Source organism: Streptomyces sp. NPDC031479 (genome assembly GCF_055581065.1).
Genome location: NZ_JBVIKC010000013.1, coordinates 66,314 through 83,173 on the forward strand (window position 1 = coordinate 66,314; position 16,860 = coordinate 83,173).

Here is a 16,860-nt window from a genome sequence, read left to right on the forward strand (position 1 = left end):
GGGGATCATCCCGGCAGTGCGGACGACTCCCCGAACGCGGCGAGCAGCTGCAGCGGCCACTCGGCATCGGCCTGGCCGACGGCCAGGCCGACCCAGCGGCCGGACCCGCCCGGCAGCCACACCTGCAGGGTGGAGGTCACCCCGGAGAGGAACCCGATCGGCTCCGGCTCCTCGGCGTCGAAATCGGGATCGGGATCGGTGTGCGTACCGGCACCGGTACCGTCGGAGCCCGCGCGGGCGCCGAGGTCGACCGTGGCCGGTGCTCCCCAGCGTCGGGTGAGGAGCTCGGCCAGGGCGGCGCGATCGGCCTCCACCCCCGCCTCGGCCTCCTCGACGAGCCCGGTGTCGCGGTCCTCCCAGAAGTCCTGGCTCTCCACCAGCACGACCAGGTGGTACCCGGGTCCGCCCCACCGGTCCCCCGCCCGCTCCTCCTGCCGGGGGAAGCGCAGCGCGTGAAGGTCCTCGACGGTGTGGAGCAGCTCCTCGGTGGGGCGCGTCCGGGGGCGGGGCGGCATGCGCACAGCGTAGCCCGCCGCTTGACCGGAGGAGGGCCGACGGCTCACCGGCCGTCAGCGGTCAGGCGGTCAGAGCGCCGTCACCGCCCGGCGAGGAAAGGACGGCGAGGCGGGCGTACCACTCCGTGGGGAACGGAGCCGGCGGCCGGTCACCGGTGCGGTTCCGGCTCCGGCCGGTCGTCGGGCGGCGGCTGCTGCTGCGGGCCGGGCAGGAACCTGGCCGACTTCGAGGCGAGGTGACCCGCGAGGTATGCGGCCGCGTCGTCCGGCCGCATCCGGGCGAGTGCGACCAGAGCGGTGATGGCGGTGTCCGCGACCTCCGCCTGGACGTCCGGCCAGCCGTGGCTGTACCCCTTCCTCGGGTTGGTGCCGCGGGCTCCGATCACGGCCTGCGCCGCCTCCCCGAACTCCTCCCCGATCTTGAGGACTTGGAGGGTCCACTGTTCTTCCGCGGACACCCCCCGCTCGCCGTCGCGGCGCGCGAAGGACGCGGCGAGCCGCTGGATGACGGGCCAGAGGTCCTGCGTACCCGTCCCGGTAGCGGGGATCTCGCTCACGCATGGCTCCCTTCAGGAGCAACGGCCTTCCGGCAAACCGTGGTGCGACCGCCGGAGGGGGGTCGGCAATGACGAGTCTGGCCCGCGGGGCGGCCCTCCGGGCCCGGACGCCTTCAACTCACACGTTCGCGTGGACACGGCCGACCGGCGTGGCGGCCCGGGGCGCGCGGGCCGGTCGGCGGTGTGGGGCTCAGTGGTTGACGAAGGTGAGGCTGTTCGCGTCGTAGCGGGTGCCCGCGATCCGGTCCGGCGACGCCGCGGCCTCGATGGCCTCCAGCTCCTCGGGGGACAGTTCCACGGCGAGTGCGGCGAGGTTCTCCTCCAGGTAGCGCTGCCGCCGGGTCCCCGGGATCGGCACCACGTCGGCACCCCGGCCCTGCACCCAGGCCAGGGCGAGCTGGCCGGTGGTGACCCCCTTGGCCGCGGCCAGCTCGTTCAGCTTCGCGACGATCGCGAGGTTGCGTTCGAGGTTGCCGTCGGCGAAGCGCGGCTGCGTGCGCCGTATGTCGTTCTCGGACAGCCCTTCGACCGACTGGTACTGCCCGGTCAGGAAGCCGCGCCCGAGCGGGGAGAACGGGACCAGGCCGATGCCGAGTTCGCGGCAGACCGGCGCGATCTCCGCCTCCAGGTCCCGGGTCCACAGCGACCACTCGCTCTGCAGCGCGGCGATCGGGTGCACGGCGTGGGCCCGCCGGATGGTCTGCACGCCGGCCTCGGACAGTCCGAGGTGGCGGACCTTGCCCTCCCGGACCAGCTCGGCCATCGCACCGACCGTCTCCTCGATCGGCACCCGCGGGTCGACCCGGTGCTGGTAGTAGAGGTCGATGTGGTCGACTCCGAGGCGGCGCAGCGACGCCTCGCACGCCTGCCGGACGTAGGCCGCGTCACCGCGGACCAGGGTGGGCTCGCCCAGGCGGTTGGCGAAGCCGAACTTGGTGGCCAGCACCACCTCGTCGCGGCGTCCCGCCACGGCCCGGCCGATCAGCTCCTCGTTGTGGCCGACGCCGTAGAAGTCGGAGGTGTCCAGGAGGGTCACCCCGAGATCGAGGGCACGGTGCAGGGTGGCGATCGACTGGGCGTCGTCCGACGTGCCGTAGCCGTGGCTCATGCCCATGCAGCCCAGTCCCTGTGCGGAGACGGCCAGTTCGCCCAGGTGCCGGGTGGGAAGGTCGGTCATGGTGATGCCTCCTGAGATCGAGTTCGTCTGCTCAGGACGCTAGGTGTTGGAGTGCACTCCATGTCAACCGACTTCCACGGCCGGGCAGGCCGCGACCGGCCTCGGCCCGGCCCCGCCTCAGCCGCGGGGCGGGTGGAGGGCGATCGTCCAGGTGTGGACCGTGTACCGGCTCGGGTGACCGGGCCGCGGCTCGGCGATGACCGCGGTGACGTTCCCGCCGTCGCGGCGCAGGGACACCGTCCGGCGAGGGTCCTCCTCGGCGGTGGCGGGCAGGAGCTCCGCGAGCACGGTGGCACCGAGCCGGCGGTCCACGGCGCGCAGCACCCCCGCGTCGAGGACGAGGATGGTGCCGTCCTCCAGGACCACGGGCCGCGCGGCCGACGCTCCGGTCAGGCGGGGGCCGCGTTCGATGACGCCGCCGGGCAGCAGGCGGACGACACGGCTGCCGGCCGGAAGGCTCCGGTCGGTCTCGACGACGCGGACGCCGGTGCCGATGACGTAATGGCCGTAGCTGCGCCAGGAGTCGACGAGGTCGGCGTCGCGGTCGTACTTCCGGGTGTGGAAGGCGTCGTACCCCTCCAGGCCGAGCAGGAAGCGGCCACCGCCGAGGGCTGCGCCGCGCTTGCCCCGCAGTTCGGCGATCCGGGTGCCGTCCGCCAGGTCGAGGAGGAGGGCCGGGCCGAGGTGGCCCCAGGGGGTGTAGTCGAGGGAGTCCGTGGTGACCAGGACCCGGTCCCCGCTGACATGGGCGGCGTTGGGCAGGCCGGCGCAGCGGTGGGTCCAACGGGTCAGGCCCGAGCCGTCGACGCAGGTGACCCGGCCGACCGTGCCGTGGATGCGCAGGCCGTCGCGCGAGGCGAGCGGCCGGGCCCTGCCCGCGCGGTGGCGCTCGTACGGGGGGAGGCCGGTCGCCTGCCGGTACTCGACGACGCCGACGCGCCAGGGCGCGGAAGGCACGGAAGGCGCGTCGTCCTGCGCCCGGCCGCTCTGCTCGGGGTCCGCCATGCCCGTGATGGTAGTCGCCCCCGGCCGGCCCCGGCCGCCCCTTCCGGATCGTCGCGCGCGGGCGGCGCCGGCCCGGGAGCGCCGCCGCGCCGTGCGCCGTACGGCCCCACCGCGCGGGTGGGGCCGTACGGTCGGCCTCCGCACCGGGGCAGCCGTCGCTGCCGTCGCTGCCGTCGCTGCCGTCGCTGCCGTCAGAGCTTGCGCGTTCCGCGCCAGGTCCAGCCGGCCGCGAGGACGGTGTCGCGCAGGGGGTGCTTCATGTCCCGGGTGTCGAGGCGGAACGTCTCGACCTTCTGCCGGCGGCCGTCGGCCCCCTTCTCGAAGGTCCACTCCTTCTGCACGAGGCGGATGGGGCCGCGGCCGTGTTCGCGCTGCACGGTCCGCCCCGGCGGGTTCCCGGCGCGGGTGACCGCCCACTGCTCGTCCATGGCCCGTACCTCGCGCTCCTCGGGGAGCAGCCGCATCCAGATCTTGAAGGTCCGCTCCACCTGCCGCCGGGTCATGCCGGAACCGGTGGGGGGCTCCATGACCCGCCACTCCGCCAGGAGGTGCGCCCCTTCGCCGGGTGTCTCGCGCACGCCGAACGGCACGCCCGTGCCGGTCAGCGCGAGCAGCGCTTCGCGCAGTTCCGTGGCCGGCGCCGCCGGGGCGCCGTCGTCCGGCCGCATGGTGCCCATGTACCTGTCCCAGAGACGGCCCACGGTCAGGCCCCTTCGCCCGGGTCGGGGCGGACGCTGCGCACGAACGACCGGAAGTCGTCGACGACGGCGTCGTGCTGGGCCGCGGTGGCGGTCAGGGCGAGCCGGAGCACGGCCCGACGGCTGGGATCCGCGATGTCGACGAGGGCCAGGAACACCTGGGACTGGACCAGGTCGCGCCGGACGTCCCCGGCGACGGCGGAGAACGTCATCCGCTGGGTGAGGGCGGGGGAATCCGCGGACCCGGCCTGTCGGCGCTGGACCACCTGGACGGACTCGGCGACCTCGCGCAGCCTCCGCACCGAATCGTCGGCGAGGTCGACGAGGGTCGCGCCCTCGGGCGGGAAACCTCCGTCGATGGTGATGTTGGCGGCGAAGCCGGCGTCGGGCCGCGGGTGCACCGCGGCGAAGGCCACGCCGGGGTCGAACGCTTCCCGGTGGGCCGGGAGCCAGCCGTCGGGCAGGTGGAACTCGATCGGTACCGGCAGGGTGGTGGGCATCTCGGGCCCTCCTTCCAGGGGGGAGTACATCAGTCGAACCAGCCGGTGACGGTGTCCTTGACGTCGCCGGCGGTGTCACCCACGAAGTCGGCCACGTCTCCGGCGGCCTTGGTCACCTTGCCCGGGTCCACGGTGATTTCGAGGCCGACGGCGCCACCGAGGCCGGGGGCGATCCCGGCCTTGCCACCGAGCTTCCACGCGCCGGTCTCCTTGTCCTTGCGCAGGCCCCAGGAGGCTTCCGCGCCCGCGCCGGCCCAGCCCTCGCCGGTCACGCCGACGCCTATGCCGCCCGCTTCCACGCCGGTGGCGCCGGATATCTTCGCTCCGGCGAAGGCCTTCGCGCCGACTCCGACGTCGGTCTTGGTCACCTTCGCGGTGGCCGAGGCCTCGGCGCCGGCGAATCCCTCGACGCGCCCGTAGCCGCCGACCTGTCCGTACTCGGCGCGGCCCTCGACCAGTGACCTGATGCCCGCCGACGCCTCGACCTTTCCGGAGACGCCCTGGTCGGTGAAGCCCCAGTTGGCGCTGGCGCGCGCCCCAGCGTACATGTCGTCCACGCCGGAGAGCGTCCAGCGCCCGTCGGTCATGGAGCCCTTGGCCGTGGCGTGGAAGAGGTCGGCGTAGGCCTTGACCGAGCCCTCCTTGCCGTACTTGGTGCCGCTGATGGAGAAACCGGCGGCGGGCCCGGTGACCGTGGTGGGGTCGTGCTTGTCCGCCGGGGCGGTGTCCGCCGGCAGGGTCTTCGGGGCCTTGGACAGGTCGCCCTCGGGGTGGGCGTTGAACCCGTTGAACGTTTCGTCGGCGCCCTTTCCGAAGCCGTCCCGGTTGCCGTCGACGACGGCGGCGCTCAGCGCCGCCCTGACGTGCTGGTCGAGCTCGGACACGGCTCGCACCCGGTCGTCGAGGTGCTTCTGCCACGTGCCGACGGCGTCGGAGATGGTCTTCTGGCCGTCGGGGTCGTGGTGGTAGGCGCTGCGCTCGGCCGGGGTGAGCCTGGCGTAGTCGAAGACGACGCGTCCCTGTTCGGAGACGGTCATGCCGGCGGCCACCGCGTCGTCGCGGGCGCTCTCCAGCTTCTTCCTGAGGTCGGTGAAGCCCTCGTGGGCGTCGCGGAGCAGGCTGGCGATGGCCTTGGCCTGGGTCTGCGCGGCGGCGTACTCGTAGCGGGTCGCCGTGAAACTGGAGTGGGCGGTCCCGGCGCTGACGCCGGACCAGTTCGGCCCCGTGGTGATCTTCTGGACGGATTCGCCGTAACGGGTCTCGACCTTCTTCAGCTCACCCGCCATCGAGTCCCACTTGCCGGCGGCCGTGGTGAGCAGGCCCAGGTCCGTGGTCATGACCTCGTAGTAGTTCAGCACCGCGGCTCCCCCTACAGGCCGTTCAGCTTGGAGTTCGAGCCCGCGGTGCGCAGCTGGTCGCCCACTCCCGTGTCATTGCCGGTGATGAGACTGCTGGCGCCGCGCAGCGCGTTCTTCTCGCCCGCCAGCCGGCCCATGAGGGTCTTCACCTGCTGGTCCCACGTGTCGGCGACCGTCTTCAGGCCGGCGGCGGTCTGCCAGCCGTCGAAGCCCTTGCCGGCGGCGCCGGTCGCGTCGTCGGCGTGTTCGGTGGCCTTCTTGGTGTTCGGCTGGAGCTCGGTCTCGATGGTGTTGGCGGCGGCCTTCTTCTCCGCGGGCGTCGAGGCGAAGTCCGGTGAACCGCCCGGGGCGAAAGGCCCCATCGGGCCCGGCGCCCCGTTCAGCCGCGTGCCCACCCGCTGGTCCGCGCCGCCCGCGTTCCCACCACTCCACAACTGGCCGGATTCGTCTGGCATATCGATTCTCCCCGTTAGCAGGCCACCGATCCTATGCATGACAACCGGACAGCAACCAAGGCCCCCTCCGCTCTACGGAAAACCCTCGCCGGATCCTTACGAAGCCGGTCCGGACCGGGCGCCGGTGCGGGTGGTCGACGCCTCCGGGGAAAGGGAATGCAGGCCGGTTCCGGGCGGATTCCCATCGGTTCCGGACCGGTCGGCATGGCCGGTATCCGCCGCACCCGCGTCAAGGAACTCCGCCACGGTCGCCACGAAGCGGCTGGGGTCGTCGATCCACGGGTAATGGCCCGCTCCGGGCTGGACGACGAGCGTGGCGTCGGGGAAGAGCTCGGCGAATCCGGCGACCATCGAGGGCGGGCTGTTCAGGTCGAACTCCCCGGCGAGCAGGAGGACCGGGGCCGCGAGGGTGCCGAGCGCCGCCCGGGTGGCCTCGGGGTCGAAGGCGCCGTCGGCGGCGAAGTGGGCCACCGCGTCCGGGTTCCGCGGCTGCCCGGCCTCGTGGTGCTCGCGCGCCGCGGCGTCCCACCGGCCGCAGAAGAACGGCGCGAGGGCCGCCCGGTCGGCCGCTCCGCCGGCGCCCCGGGAGACCGCCTCCAGCGCGGCGAAGGCCTCGGGGAACCACGGTTCGTCCTTCCGCAGCAGTGCGAGCCGGCGCCGCTCCGCACCGCTGACGTCGATGCCGACGGCTCGGGCGCCGGGGCCGACGAGGGCGAGCCTGCCGGTCCGCTCCGGGTACCGGGCCACGTACCGCGCCGCGAGGTTCGCCCCGCCGGAGTGGGCCAGCAGATCGGTCCGGGCGAGCCCGAGGTGTGCGCGCAGGGCCTCCACGTCGTCGACCAGGCGGTCGCACCGGTAGGAGGCGGTGTCCTCGGGGACTGCGGACCGTCCGGTGCCGCGCAGGTCCGGCAGGATCAGCCGACGGTGCCGGGCCAGACCGCCGAGGTCGCCGAGGTAGCGGGAGTCCGCGGGGCCGCCGGGGAGACAGAGCAGGGGGTCGCCGGCTCCGATCGTGCGGTAGGCGAGCAGGGTTCCGTCAGGTGCGGGATAAGTGGGCATGAGGTGGATCCTGCCACCCTCAACCCGGTTGTACAACCAGGTTGTACAACCGAGGTGTAAAACCGGGTTATGGCCACGCCCTCCCCCGGTGTATAACCGAGCCATGACAGGCACGACAGGCGCGACGGACCACTCCGGGCCACTGAGCGAGGAACAGGCGGGGCGGATCCTCGCCGACATGAACGAGGTCATCCGGGCGGGCGAGGAGATGCGCAGGCTCCGCTCCGAGATGATCAAGGTGTTGGTGGGGCTGGGCTGGACCCAGGAACGGATCGCGCGGCTCACGGACATGAGCCAGCCGGCCGTTTCCAAGCAGGTGGTGAAGTACCGGGCGGAGGACCCCACGCCGACCCCGATGGAACTCTCCCTGCGCCAGCACGACGCACCCTGGCTCGAAGGGCGCCTGTGGGGCCTGGCCGAGGAGATCTCCGAGACCCTCGGCGCCGCCGCCCGCTGCACCCGTCACGTCGACGCGTTCGCCCGCGGCCGCAAGCGCTTCACCCCGCGGACGGTGGACGAGCTGCGGCGGCTGGTCGAGGAGGACCTGCGGCTGCGCCGGGCCGAGCTGCCCGACGGCTGCCGCGAGGCGTACGACGAGATCAGCCGCGGCCTCGACGTCCCCGCCGGGCCCCCCGCGGCCGCCCCGGGGCCGGCCTCCGTACGGCGTGCGCTGGCGCACCGCATCCAGCGCGACCGGCTCGGGGGTACGGCCTGACCCGGGCGGTCACTCCCCGCGCAGGGCGCCCCGCAGGCCGGACTGGCTGATGAGGATGCCCCCGTCCACGGGGAGGGTCACACCGGTGATCCAGGCGGCGTCGCGGGACGCCAGGAAGGCCACGGCCGCCGCGATGTCGCCGGGCAGGCCGACCCTGCCCAGCGGATAGTGCCCGGCGGCGGCCTCCAGCCCGGCCTCGCGCCCCGCCCAGCCGTCGGTGTGGACCGTGCCGGGGGCGACCAGGTTCACGCGGACGCCCCGGGGCGCCGCGTGGCCGGCGAGCGTACGGGTCAGTCCGGCGAGGCCCGCCTTGGCCGCGCTGTAGGCGTGGTTGCCGAAGTCCTGCTCGCCGTTGACCGAGCCGACGCTGACGATCGCGCCCCGGCGGCCGGGTGCCGCCGCGAGGTGCGGGAGGGCGGCGCGGGCGCAGCGGTAGGCGCCGGTGAGGGTGATGTCGAGGTCCCGTGCCCACGTCTCGTCGGTCCCGTCCTCGAAGAGGGGGGTGTCCGGGTGGCAGGAGTGGGCGTTGTTGACCAGCACGTCGAGCGTGCCGAAGTGGCGGACCGCGTGGGCGACGGCCGCCTCGACCGCGGTGCGGTCGGCCACGTCGCAGCCCATCGCCTCGGCGGCGCCCCCGCCCTCCCGGATACCGGCCGCCGCCTTTTCGGCCCGTTCCCCGTCCAGGTCGGTGACCAGCACCCGCGCGCCCTCGTCGGCCAGCCGTCGGGCGACGGCCTCACCGATGCCGCGCCCCGCGCCCGTGACCAGTACGCCGTACCCCTCGAAACGTCGCATGCCCGCCTCCCTACCCCTCGACCACACGGCCCGAACCGGGAGCCGGCGCTCGCCGTCGGACGGCACCGCCCGGCAAGGGCCGCCCGCTCCCGCGGGCGGCCCTTGTCCGGTGACCGGTGACGGCCTACGGAGCCATCTCGTACGTCCCCGACAGGGCCTCGACGCGCTCCCACACCCGCGCCGAGCGGGCGTCGTCGACGACCGGGCGCCGCACCGCACCGAGCGCCCAGCCCTGCTGCTGCTCGGTGGCGGAGTCCTTGCCGTGCAGTTCCACCGCGTGCGCGGAGAAGTCGCGCACCAGGACCGCGAACAGCTCGTCCAGCACGTCCTCGTCGAGACCGGTCAGGCGGGCCTGCTCCAGGATGAGCTGGCCGTGGACCACGAGCGCGAACAACTGGCCGACGGAGAGCAGGAGGTCGAGGTCGCGGCTCTGCTCCTCGTCCGGGGCCGCGGTGGCGACGAACTCGCACAGGGCGTCGGCCTGCTCGCGGAAGCGGGCGACGTTCGGCACGGCGGCGTACGCGTCGTAGGCGGTGCGCCAGTCGTGGAAGCGGACGGATCCCAGACCACGGGCGGGGCCCTGCCGGAAGAGGAAGGCGTCGTCGGCCGCGTCGTGGCGGGTCGGTACGGGGGCGTACTCGACCGGCTCCAGGAGGTGGTTGCGCATGAACTTGAGGATCAGCGCGAGGTTGACGTGGACGGTGCCTTCGAGCTTGGGCAGCCCGCGGATCTCGACGGCGGCCTGGGCGAAGTAGGTGTCCTTCTCGAAGCCCTTGGCGGCGATGACGTCCCACATCAGGTCGATGACCCTCTCGCCCTCCGTGGTCACCTTCATCTTCGTCATCGGGTTGAAGAGCAGGTAACGACGGTCCTCGGGGCCGGCCGAGCGGAAGTAGTCGACGGCGCGGTCGCTGAAGAGCTTCATGCCGACGAGGCGGACGTAGGCGTCGGCCAGCTCCCGGCGCACGTGCGGGAACGCGGTGACCGGGCGGCCGTAGAGGACGCGGTTGTGCGCGTGGGTGACGGCCTCGTACATGGCGTGCTCGCAGATGCCGATGGACGCGGTGCAGAGGTTGAACTTGCCGACGTTGACGGTGTTCAGGGCCGCGTCGAAGGCGGCGCGGCCGGTGTGCAGGACGTCGGCGGCGGCCACGGGATAGCCGTCGAGGCGGAACTCGCTCACGTACTTGGAGGAGTCCACGACGTTCTTCACCAGGTGGTACGCCGGGTGGCGGCTGTCGGCGGCGAAGAAGACGTACCCGTCCGGACCTTCGACGTCGGTGCGACGGCCGAAGACGGAGACGAGTCCGGCGGCGTTCCCGTTGCCGATGTAGTACTTGGAGCCGGTGGCGCGGAAACCGCCGTCGCCGTCGGGCTCCAGCAGCATGTCCGTGGAGTAGATGTCGGCGCCGTGGGTCTTCTCGGACAGGCCGAAGGCGAACACCTCCCCCTGGGAGAGGAGTTCCGCCGCGCGGGTGCGGGCGGCGGCGTTGTCGCTCTGCCAGACCGGGCCGAGGCCGAGGATGGTGACCTGCCAGGCGTACCAGTAGTCGAGACCGTAGAAGCCGAAGATCTCGTTGAGGGCGGCGATCCGGGCGGTGTCCCAGCGCTGGTCCTCCTGCCCGGCCTCGGAGGCCGGGGTGAGGAAGGTGGCGAACAGGTTCTCCTTGGCGGAGAACGCGAGGAAGTCCCCGAGCCAGGCACGGGTGCGGTAGTCCTCGATCAGCCGGCGCTTGCCGCGGGCCTCGAACCAGTCGACGGTGGCACGCAGCAGCCGGCGCGTCTCGGGGTCGAAGTGCGCCGGGTCGTACGTGTGCGGGTTGAACAGCAGGGCGTCGGCCATGGAGGTTCGCCTTCCTGAGGTTGCGGGACGAGGGGTGCGGAACGAGCGGTGCGCGACGTTCTGTGCACGACGTTCGGCGTGGAACGGGCCGTGCGGAACGGGCGGTGCGGAGAAGCGGATCGGGGCGCGCGGTGCTGCGCGGTTCAGGCGGGCGGGAGCGCGCCGTCGAGCCGGTGCAGGGTGGCGAGGACGTCGTCGAGCCAGGCGATGGTCATCCGTTCGTACGCGATGCCTCCGCGCAGCACGACGTGCTGGAGCTCCCGGCCCTGGTCGAGCGGTGCCGGAGCGTCGGGCCCGGTGAAGTCGCGCCGCTCTCCCGCGAGGTAGTGCGCGAGCCGGCCGCTGTGCACGGCGTGGTGCCGCTCGACCTCGCGGATCAGCGCGGCCGGGTCGTCGAAGGCCGCGCCGCGGATCTTCACGGCGAGGTCGTGGCGCATGCTCTCGGGTTCGATCGGTTCGTGGAGCCAACGGGAGAGGGCGGCGCTGCCGGGCGCGGCGACGGAGTACTCCTTCTTGTCCGGCCGGCCCTGTTGGGCCACCTCGCGGACGGCGAGCAGGCCTTCGCCCTCCATCCGCTTGAGCACGCGGTAGATCTGCTGGTGGGTGGCCGTCCAGAAGTAGCCGATGGAGCGTTCGAACCGCCGGGCCAGCTCATAGCCGGATCCCGGCTTCTCCAGCAGGGAGACGAGTATCGCGTGTTCGAGCGCCATGCCCCGATCTTTCTATGCAACTCGTTGCATAGACAAGCGCGGGCGCCCCGGTGAGACGCGGGTCACCCGCGACCGGCCGTAACCCGGTCCGGGGTGAATCGTTTCTTTCTACGTCGCAGATACACACCCGCGTCCCCCGCGGCATCAGCGGCACGAGGGTCCGGGGACCTCCATCACTCCCCGGGCCCTCGCTCTCCGGCCGGCGTGGACGGGTAGCTGGCCGGCCCGCCCGGTCACCGCCCCAGCGGCCTCCGCCGCGCCTGCCCTGCCGACGCCACCCCCGCCCCTAAGGTGGGCGCGGACGGCCGGCGGGCCGCACCGGGCGGGCGCGGGAGGAGGGTACGGACATCGTGGTGGCCGACGGGAACGGCACGGGCGCGCGGGAGCTCTTCGACGTCCCGCGGGAGGTGTCGTACTTCAACACGGCCGCCATCGCCCCCACCCTGACGGCGTCCCTGGAAGCGGGCCGGGCCGCTCTGGCGTGGCGCGCCAGGCCCTGGGAGATCCGGACGGACGACTGGTTCGACGGCGCCGAGCGCCGCCGGACCCTGTTCGCCTCCCTCATCGGCGCCGCCCCCGGGGACATCGCCCTCATCCCGGCCACCAGCTACGGGTGCGCCACCGCGGCCGCCAACGTGGCCGTGGGGCCCGGCCGGCACGTGGTCGTACTGGACGGCGAGTACCCGTCGGGCATCTACACCTGGCGCCGCTGCGCGGCCGAGCGCGGGGCGGAACTGCGCACCGTGTCCCGCGGGCCGGGGCAGGGATGGACCGAGGCCGTACTGGAAGCGATCGGTGAGCGGACCGCCGTGGTGTCGGTACCGCAGGTCCACTGGACGGACGGGGCCTCGCTGGACCTGGTCGCGGTCTCCCGCGCGGCCCGCGCGGCCGGAGCGGCACTGGTGGTCGACGCCAGCCAGTCCGCCGGCGCCGTGCCCCTCGACGTGCGTGAGGTCCGCCCCGACTTCCTCTTCGCGGTGGGATACAAGTGGCTGCTCGGGCCGTTCGGACTGGGCTACCTCTACGTGGACGCCGCCCACCACGGCGGCCGGCCGCTGGAGGAGAACTGGATCGTGCGCCGGGACGCGCGCGACTTCAGCCGGCTCGTCGACTACCGCGACGACTACCAGGGCGGCGCCCGCCGCTTCGACGTGGGACAGCGCACCGAGTTCGAGCTCGCACCCATGGCCGTGGCCGCGCTGGAGCAGATGGACGAATGGACCCCGTCCGGGGTCGCCCGGGTCCTCGCCCGGCACACCGCCCGCATCGGTGAGGCCGCCCTGGCCGCGGGCTGGACGGTACCCGAGCCGCGCGGCCCCCACATGCTCGGCGTCCACCTGCCCGAAGGCGTACGGCCGCGCCTCATGGAGTACCTGGAGGCACGGGGCATCCACACCGCCGCACGCGGTGACGCCCTGCGGATCAGTCCGCACATGCACACCACCGACGAGGACGTCGACCGGCTCACCGCCGCGTTCCGCCACCACCACTGATCCCGGAAAACGAAGAACCCCGGCCTCCCTGAGGAGGCCGGGGCCTTTCGGTCGAGCGCTGGGCAGGCCTTGCACCTGCATCCCCCCACGGGAAGTGGGGTGTCTTTCCTTGGACCACCAACGCGAGTCCCACCACCGTGTTCCGCGGCGGCGAGCTCTAGATCAACTGTACCGCACCGGTCCTGCCCCGGCGGACACCCGGTCAGTCGACGTCGAGGTGGTACGCACCGGCTCGGGCGTCGGCGAAAAGGGTGAACTGCACCTGCTCACCGCTGGGGTCGTCGCCGGTGTCCACCTCGACCGGTTCGGCGTCAACCAGGACGTACTCTCCGTACCCTTCGAAGTCTCCCGGTCCATCGGCCACACCGATGTGGATGGGCGTCTCGTCGGGCAGGTCTGCGAGTGCCGCGCGCAGCCGCGCTGCGGTCCACACCTGTGGGGTGTGGTCGAACATGTCAGCCATGCCCCGAGGTTAGGCCCGTCGCCCGTACGCGCCTCCGCGCCGCGCCGCGCACACGCGGTGGTGGCGGCATACGGGTGGAACGACGGCGGGACGACGGCGCCACATCGGCTTTCTCCGGAACGCGAGAGTGCGGCGGATCTTCACGGAAGGGCAGTTGCGCCCGCGTGTTGGCGGGTAGCATCCGGCAGCAACACCGTGAGGTATGAGGAGAGTGAGCCGCAATGGCGAACGAGTCGGACACCACACCCATCCACAACGTGTACGCGCAGCGGTTCGCCGCCGATCTGGAGACCAACCGCAAGGAGCAGGAGTACGTCTCCGTCCAGATCGCGGAACTCGAAGTGCGCCTGGCGCAGTTGAAGGCGGACGAGAACTGGCTCCTCGGCATCCAGGGCACCCTGCCCTCGGAAGGGGAGAAGGAACAGACGGCCCTCCCCACCGATGTCGAGGCCCAGGACGCACCGGCGGCGTCCGTCGCGCCCGCCACGCCGGCGGCGTCCGCGACGGGCCCGGCCTCCGGCGGTGTGCCGAAGCCGCGGCAGGCGAGGAAGACCACGGGGACGACCGCGCGCGCCAGGACCGCCACACCGGCCAAGAAGGCCTCCGTCGCCGCGCCGGCCGAGGCGAAGACCGACTCCAAGGCCGAGGCGAAGACCGCGACGAAGGCGAAGGCCACCGCCCGCAAGTCAGCCGCCCCGAAGCCCGCGGCGGCCCCGAAGACCTCCGGGCCGAAGGCCCCCAAGGCCGCGGAACCGCCGCTGCGCGAGCTGGTCCTGACCCTCCTGGTCGGAGCCGCGGAGCCCCGCATGGTCAGCGAGGTCGCCTCCGCGCTGGCCGAGGCCCACCCCGGCCGGCCGACCTCCACCCAGGTGGTGCGCAACGCCCTCGAAGCGCTCGCCAAGAAGGGCTCCATCGAGAAGGAGCACAAGCAGGGCTCGGTGATGTACACCGCACCCCGGCCCGCCGCTCCCGCACCGGCGGCCCCCGCCGCGGAGCCCGTCGCGGAACCCGCCACGGCTCCGGAGCCGGAGGCCGTAGCCGCCGAGGCCTGACCTCCCCTCCGGGCACCGCACACGGCCGGGGGTTCACGCGCGCACCGTGGACCCCGGCCGGTCGGTGGCCGGCGCGACGCCGTGCGGTCCGCACCTCCCCGGGACGGCAAAGGCCCCGCCCTCCGCGAGGAGGACGGGGCCTTGATCGAGCGCTGGGCAGGCCTTGCACCTGCATCCCCCCACGGGAAGTGGGGTGTCTTTCCTTGGACCACCAACGCGAGTCCCACCGCCGCTTCCGCGGCCGCAAGAACAAGATCAATGTAGCACGACGTCACCCGGGGCCCAAAGAGGAGCGCCGGGCGGCGCCGTGCCTACAATGGCGGAATGATCTTCATTGTGGTGAAATTCGCCGTCAAGCCCGAATACGTCGACCAGTGGCCCGAGAAGGTCGCGGAGTTCACCCGCGCCACCCGGGCCGAGCCGGGCAACCTGTGGTTCGAGTGGTCGCGCAGCCTGGAGGAGCCGGACACCTACGTGCTGGTCGAGGCCTTCCAGGACGACGCGGCGGAGGCGCACGTGACCTCGGATCACTTCCGTGCCGCCCTGGAGGCGATGCGTCCGCTGGTCGCCCGGACGCCCGACATCGTCAGCACCACCATCGAGGGCGCCACCGGCTGGAGCCGGATGGGCGAGCTCCAGGTCGACTGACCGTCAGCTCCCGCTCTCCGCCCGCGCCCCGTCGGCCCACGCGTCGGCGCCGGCGCGGGCCCGGGCCACGTAGGGCCGGGAGGCCAGGGTGACGGTGGCGGAGAGCAGGGCGACGACGGCGATCGTGGCGCCGGGTGCGAGGCACTGGGCGGCGCCACCGGCGATCGCGGCGCCGAGGCCCTGACAGGTCATCCGGCCGGCGGACTCGACGCCCTGGACCTGGCCACGGACCGCCTCGGGGGTCAGTTCGAGGAGCGCCTCCTGCAGGGGCAGCGTGGCGGCGAACCCGATGCCGGCCACGAACACGGCCGCCGTGACGACCACGAGGGGCGGGGAGAAGGCGAACAGCAGGTACGGGACCGCGAGCAGCAGCCGCAGGGCGAACGCGTGGCGCCGGCGCCGCTCGGCCGTGAGCAGGCGCCCGACGGCCAGGTCCCCGAGGAGCATGCCGGCCGACCCGGCGGCCAGGAGGGTACCGGCGTCCCGGGGTGCGTAGGAGATGAACAGCGCCTCGCAGCCGACGATCAGTCCGTTGGGCACCCACAGGTTCAGCAGCAGCGCCCGTCGGCCCGGGTGGGAGAAGAGCGCGAGGTTCGTCGTCCAGGTCTGCCTCAGTCCGGGGCGGCGGGTCAGCCGGATGGAGCGTTCCCGGACGGTCGTCGCGACCACCAGCAGTGAGAGTGCGGCCAGGGCGGCGGCGACGCCGACGAGCCCGCGCGGGCTAGTGTACCGGAGCAGCAGCGCCCCGACGGCGTAGCCGAGGATCGCCGTGCCGCCCGAGGTGATGTTGATCAGGGAGCGTGCCAGTACGTACGCGGAGGCCGGCACGACCTCGGCGAGCAGCCCCATGCGGGTGCCGGTCCCCAGGGACTGGAAGAACCCGAGCAGCAGGAGCAGGGCGAACCTGGCGGCCAGCGGGAGCCCCGGAACCGCCTGTGCGGCCACTCCGGCCAGCGTGAGGCACTGGAGTGCGACGAGGGTGCGACGGGGGCGGTGGCCGTCCGCGACCGACATCAGGGTCAGTGCTCCGAGCACCGTGGCGAAGGTCGCGCCGTACATGGTGACGGCGGTGAGGAAGGGCGAACCGGTCTGCCGGTCGACCAGCGTGCCGAGGGCGAAGCCCGACAGGGTGGCGGCGGCGGCCGTCAGGGTGAATCCGGCGTAGAGACCGGCGAATTCGCGGGACCGGAGCAGGGCCCGGTATCCGGTGGGGACGGGGGCGGGCCCGCCGTCGGCGGAGGAGGCGGAAGCAGAGACGGAGTGGTCAGAAGGCATAAAAAAAGCCTCCGAGCAGGCGCATCGGGTGCGCCGCTGAAGGCCAACTCCTGGATTATAGCAGGCCCATGGGCCCACACCGGTACCCCGGGCCGGTCCGCTCCCTCCGTGAGGTCGGCCCGGCCCGGGTGCCGATCCGGTGGGACTAGGGTCCGAACGGGCCCGGCGGGGGGCCGCCGGCCGGGAGCGAGGCCTCCCTGAGCGCCGCGATCGCGTAGAGGGTGCCGTCGGTCCGGCCCGCGAGCAGGCCCCGTGGGGTGTGGACGCTCCACAGGTCCTCGGAACCGGGTTCGGCTCTGCCGACGGGGAACGGGCGGGTGATGTCGGTGACGTCCCAGATGACGACGGCGCCGCCGGAGCGGGCCGCGCTGTAGACGCGGCCCATGCACTTGAAGACCCACGGATTCGAAGTGATCTCGCCGAGTCCCAGGGCGTGCACGCCCTGATCGGGCTTGGCGCCGGGAACCAGACCCAGCATTACGCCTCCATTACACAGTGTGTCTGCCTGGAATCCCATGGTAGTCACAATGCGCGGGCGTGAA

At 73.0% G+C, this 16,860-nt stretch carries 19 protein-coding genes; 4 read left to right on the forward strand and 15 right to left on the reverse strand.

Annotated elements, in window-relative coordinates:
* Positions 1–5: 5 nt before the first annotated feature.
* From ACZ5D2_RS16945 to ACZ5D2_RS16985, 9 genes are all read right to left on the reverse strand, one after another.
* The gene (locus ACZ5D2_RS16945; protein WP_371675018.1) at positions 6–515 is read right to left on the reverse strand and encodes a hypothetical protein; all 510 of its coding nucleotides are present in this window, start codon (positions 513–515) and stop codon (positions 6–8) included.
* A 149-nt stretch (positions 516–664) separates the two neighbouring features.
* Complete coding sequence (locus ACZ5D2_RS16950; protein WP_371675019.1) at positions 665–1,072, reverse strand: MazG-like family protein; 408 nt, start codon at positions 1,070–1,072, stop codon at positions 665–667.
* Between the two features lie 190 nt (positions 1,073–1,262).
* Complete coding sequence (locus ACZ5D2_RS16955) at positions 1,263–2,249, reverse strand: aldo/keto reductase (RefSeq protein ID WP_371675020.1); 987 nt, start codon at positions 2,247–2,249, stop codon at positions 1,263–1,265.
* 117 nt (positions 2,250–2,366) lie between these two features.
* Positions 2,367–3,254 (reverse strand): hypothetical protein, encoded by an 888-nt coding sequence (locus ACZ5D2_RS16960; RefSeq protein WP_371675021.1) that lies wholly within the window; start codon positions 3,252–3,254, stop codon positions 2,367–2,369.
* Positions 3,255–3,445: 191 nt separating this feature from the next.
* The gene (locus tag ACZ5D2_RS16965; protein ID WP_371675022.1) at positions 3,446–3,955 is read right to left on the reverse strand and encodes a hypothetical protein; all 510 of its coding nucleotides are present in this window, start codon (positions 3,953–3,955) and stop codon (positions 3,446–3,448) included.
* Between the two features lie 2 nt (positions 3,956–3,957).
* Positions 3,958–4,452, reverse strand: coding sequence for a hypothetical protein (locus ACZ5D2_RS16970; protein ID WP_371675023.1), 495 nt, complete (start codon positions 4,450–4,452; stop codon positions 3,958–3,960).
* Between the two features lie 29 nt (positions 4,453–4,481).
* The gene (locus ACZ5D2_RS16975) at positions 4,482–5,810 is read right to left on the reverse strand and encodes a hypothetical protein (protein ID WP_371675024.1); all 1,329 of its coding nucleotides are present in this window, start codon (positions 5,808–5,810) and stop codon (positions 4,482–4,484) included.
* Between the two features lie 11 nt (positions 5,811–5,821).
* Positions 5,822–6,265: a hypothetical protein gene (locus ACZ5D2_RS16980; protein WP_371675025.1), complete on the reverse strand. Its 444-nt coding sequence runs from the start codon at positions 6,263–6,265 to the stop codon at positions 5,822–5,824.
* Between the two features lie 96 nt (positions 6,266–6,361).
* Positions 6,362–7,324, reverse strand: coding sequence for an alpha/beta fold hydrolase (locus ACZ5D2_RS16985; RefSeq protein ID WP_371675026.1), 963 nt, complete (start codon positions 7,322–7,324; stop codon positions 6,362–6,364).
* A gap of 103 nt (positions 7,325–7,427) precedes the next feature.
* Between ACZ5D2_RS16985 and ACZ5D2_RS16990 the strand changes: the two genes are divergently transcribed.
* Complete coding sequence (locus tag ACZ5D2_RS16990; RefSeq protein ID WP_371675027.1) at positions 7,428–8,039, forward strand: sigma-70 family RNA polymerase sigma factor; 612 nt, start codon at positions 7,428–7,430, stop codon at positions 8,037–8,039.
* 9 nt (positions 8,040–8,048) lie between these two features.
* Here the strand turns inward: ACZ5D2_RS16990 and ACZ5D2_RS16995 are convergent, their stop codons facing one another.
* The 3 genes from ACZ5D2_RS16995 to ACZ5D2_RS17005 form a co-directional block, all read right to left on the reverse strand.
* The gene (locus tag ACZ5D2_RS16995; RefSeq protein WP_371675028.1) at positions 8,049–8,834 is read right to left on the reverse strand and encodes an SDR family NAD(P)-dependent oxidoreductase; all 786 of its coding nucleotides are present in this window, start codon (positions 8,832–8,834) and stop codon (positions 8,049–8,051) included.
* A 124-nt stretch (positions 8,835–8,958) separates the two neighbouring features.
* Positions 8,959–10,677, reverse strand: coding sequence for an acyl-CoA dehydrogenase family protein (locus ACZ5D2_RS17000; protein WP_371675029.1), 1,719 nt, complete (start codon positions 10,675–10,677; stop codon positions 8,959–8,961).
* A gap of 143 nt (positions 10,678–10,820) precedes the next feature.
* Positions 10,821–11,387 carry a PadR family transcriptional regulator gene (locus ACZ5D2_RS17005; protein ID WP_371675030.1) on the reverse strand — a complete coding sequence of 189 codons (567 nt, stop codon included), beginning with the start codon at positions 11,385–11,387 and terminating at the stop codon, positions 10,821–10,823.
* 350 nt (positions 11,388–11,737) lie between these two features.
* Between ACZ5D2_RS17005 and ACZ5D2_RS17010 the strand changes: the two genes are divergently transcribed.
* Positions 11,738–12,880: an aminotransferase class V-fold PLP-dependent enzyme gene (locus ACZ5D2_RS17010; protein WP_468929986.1), complete on the forward strand. Its 1,143-nt coding sequence runs from the start codon at positions 11,738–11,740 to the stop codon at positions 12,878–12,880.
* Between the two features lie 202 nt (positions 12,881–13,082).
* Here the strand turns inward: ACZ5D2_RS17010 and ACZ5D2_RS17015 are convergent, their stop codons facing one another.
* The gene (locus tag ACZ5D2_RS17015; RefSeq protein ID WP_371675032.1) at positions 13,083–13,343 is read right to left on the reverse strand and encodes a DUF6225 family protein; all 261 of its coding nucleotides are present in this window, start codon (positions 13,341–13,343) and stop codon (positions 13,083–13,085) included.
* Between the two features lie 221 nt (positions 13,344–13,564).
* On the opposite strand from ACZ5D2_RS17015, the gene ACZ5D2_RS17020 reads away from it, so the two are divergent.
* Complete coding sequence (locus ACZ5D2_RS17020; protein WP_468929993.1) at positions 13,565–14,395, forward strand: hypothetical protein; 831 nt, start codon at positions 13,565–13,567, stop codon at positions 14,393–14,395.
* Between the two features lie 324 nt (positions 14,396–14,719).
* Entirely contained in the window at positions 14,720–15,043 is a 324-nt protein-coding gene (locus tag ACZ5D2_RS17025; protein WP_356217513.1) for a putative quinol monooxygenase, read from the forward strand.
* A 3-nt stretch (positions 15,044–15,046) separates the two neighbouring features.
* Here ACZ5D2_RS17025 and ACZ5D2_RS17030 read toward each other — a convergent pair whose 3' ends face one another.
* Both ACZ5D2_RS17030 and ACZ5D2_RS17035 read right to left on the reverse strand, forming a co-directional pair.
* A complete protein-coding gene (locus tag ACZ5D2_RS17030; RefSeq protein WP_468929998.1) occupies positions 15,047–16,318 on the reverse strand; it encodes an MFS transporter in 1,272 nt (423 codons plus the stop codon).
* Positions 16,319–16,463: 145 nt separating this feature from the next.
* Positions 16,464–16,796 (reverse strand): hypothetical protein, encoded by a 333-nt coding sequence (locus ACZ5D2_RS17035; RefSeq protein WP_371675035.1) that lies wholly within the window; start codon positions 16,794–16,796, stop codon positions 16,464–16,466.
* Between the last annotated feature and the right edge of the window lie 64 nt (positions 16,797–16,860).

What these genes read in the sequence shown, in the direction of transcription:
- ACZ5D2_RS16980 (WP_371675025.1), bottom strand. Translation starts at nt 6,265, where the DNA reads ATGCCAGACGAATCCGGCCAGTTGTGGAGTGGTGGGAACGCGGGCGGC.
- ACZ5D2_RS16960 (WP_371675021.1), bottom strand. Translation starts at nt 3,254, where the DNA reads ATGGCGGACCCCGAGCAGAGCGGCCGGGCGCAGGACGACGCGCCTTCC.
- ACZ5D2_RS16955 (WP_371675020.1), bottom strand. Translation starts at nt 2,249, where the DNA reads ATGACCGACCTTCCCACCCGGCACCTGGGCGAACTGGCCGTCTCCGCA.
- ACZ5D2_RS17030 (WP_468929998.1), bottom strand. Translation starts at nt 16,318, where the DNA reads ATGCCTTCTGACCACTCCGTCTCTGCTTCCGCCTCCTCCGCCGACGGC.
- ACZ5D2_RS17015 (WP_371675032.1), bottom strand. Translation starts at nt 13,343, where the DNA reads ATGGCTGACATGTTCGACCACACCCCACAGGTGTGGACCGCAGCGCGG.
- ACZ5D2_RS17025 (WP_356217513.1), top strand. Translation starts at nt 14,720, where the DNA reads ATGATCTTCATTGTGGTGAAATTCGCCGTCAAGCCCGAATACGTCGAC.
- ACZ5D2_RS17035 (WP_371675035.1), bottom strand. Translation starts at nt 16,796, where the DNA reads ATGCTGGGTCTGGTTCCCGGCGCCAAGCCCGATCAGGGCGTGCACGCC.
- ACZ5D2_RS17020 (WP_468929993.1), top strand. Translation starts at nt 13,565, where the DNA reads ATGGCGAACGAGTCGGACACCACACCCATCCACAACGTGTACGCGCAG.
- ACZ5D2_RS17005 (WP_371675030.1), bottom strand. Translation starts at nt 11,387, where the DNA reads ATGGCGCTCGAACACGCGATACTCGTCTCCCTGCTGGAGAAGCCGGGA.
- ACZ5D2_RS17000 (WP_371675029.1), bottom strand. Translation starts at nt 10,677, where the DNA reads ATGGCCGACGCCCTGCTGTTCAACCCGCACACGTACGACCCGGCGCAC.
- ACZ5D2_RS16945 (WP_371675018.1), bottom strand. Translation starts at nt 515, where the DNA reads ATGCCGCCCCGCCCCCGGACGCGCCCCACCGAGGAGCTGCTCCACACC.
- ACZ5D2_RS16995 (WP_371675028.1), bottom strand. Translation starts at nt 8,834, where the DNA reads ATGCGACGTTTCGAGGGGTACGGCGTACTGGTCACGGGCGCGGGGCGC.
- ACZ5D2_RS16985 (WP_371675026.1), bottom strand. Translation starts at nt 7,324, where the DNA reads ATGCCCACTTATCCCGCACCTGACGGAACCCTGCTCGCCTACCGCACG.
- ACZ5D2_RS16970 (WP_371675023.1), bottom strand. Translation starts at nt 4,452, where the DNA reads ATGCCCACCACCCTGCCGGTACCGATCGAGTTCCACCTGCCCGACGGC.
- ACZ5D2_RS16990 (WP_371675027.1), top strand. Translation starts at nt 7,428, where the DNA reads ATGACAGGCACGACAGGCGCGACGGACCACTCCGGGCCACTGAGCGAG.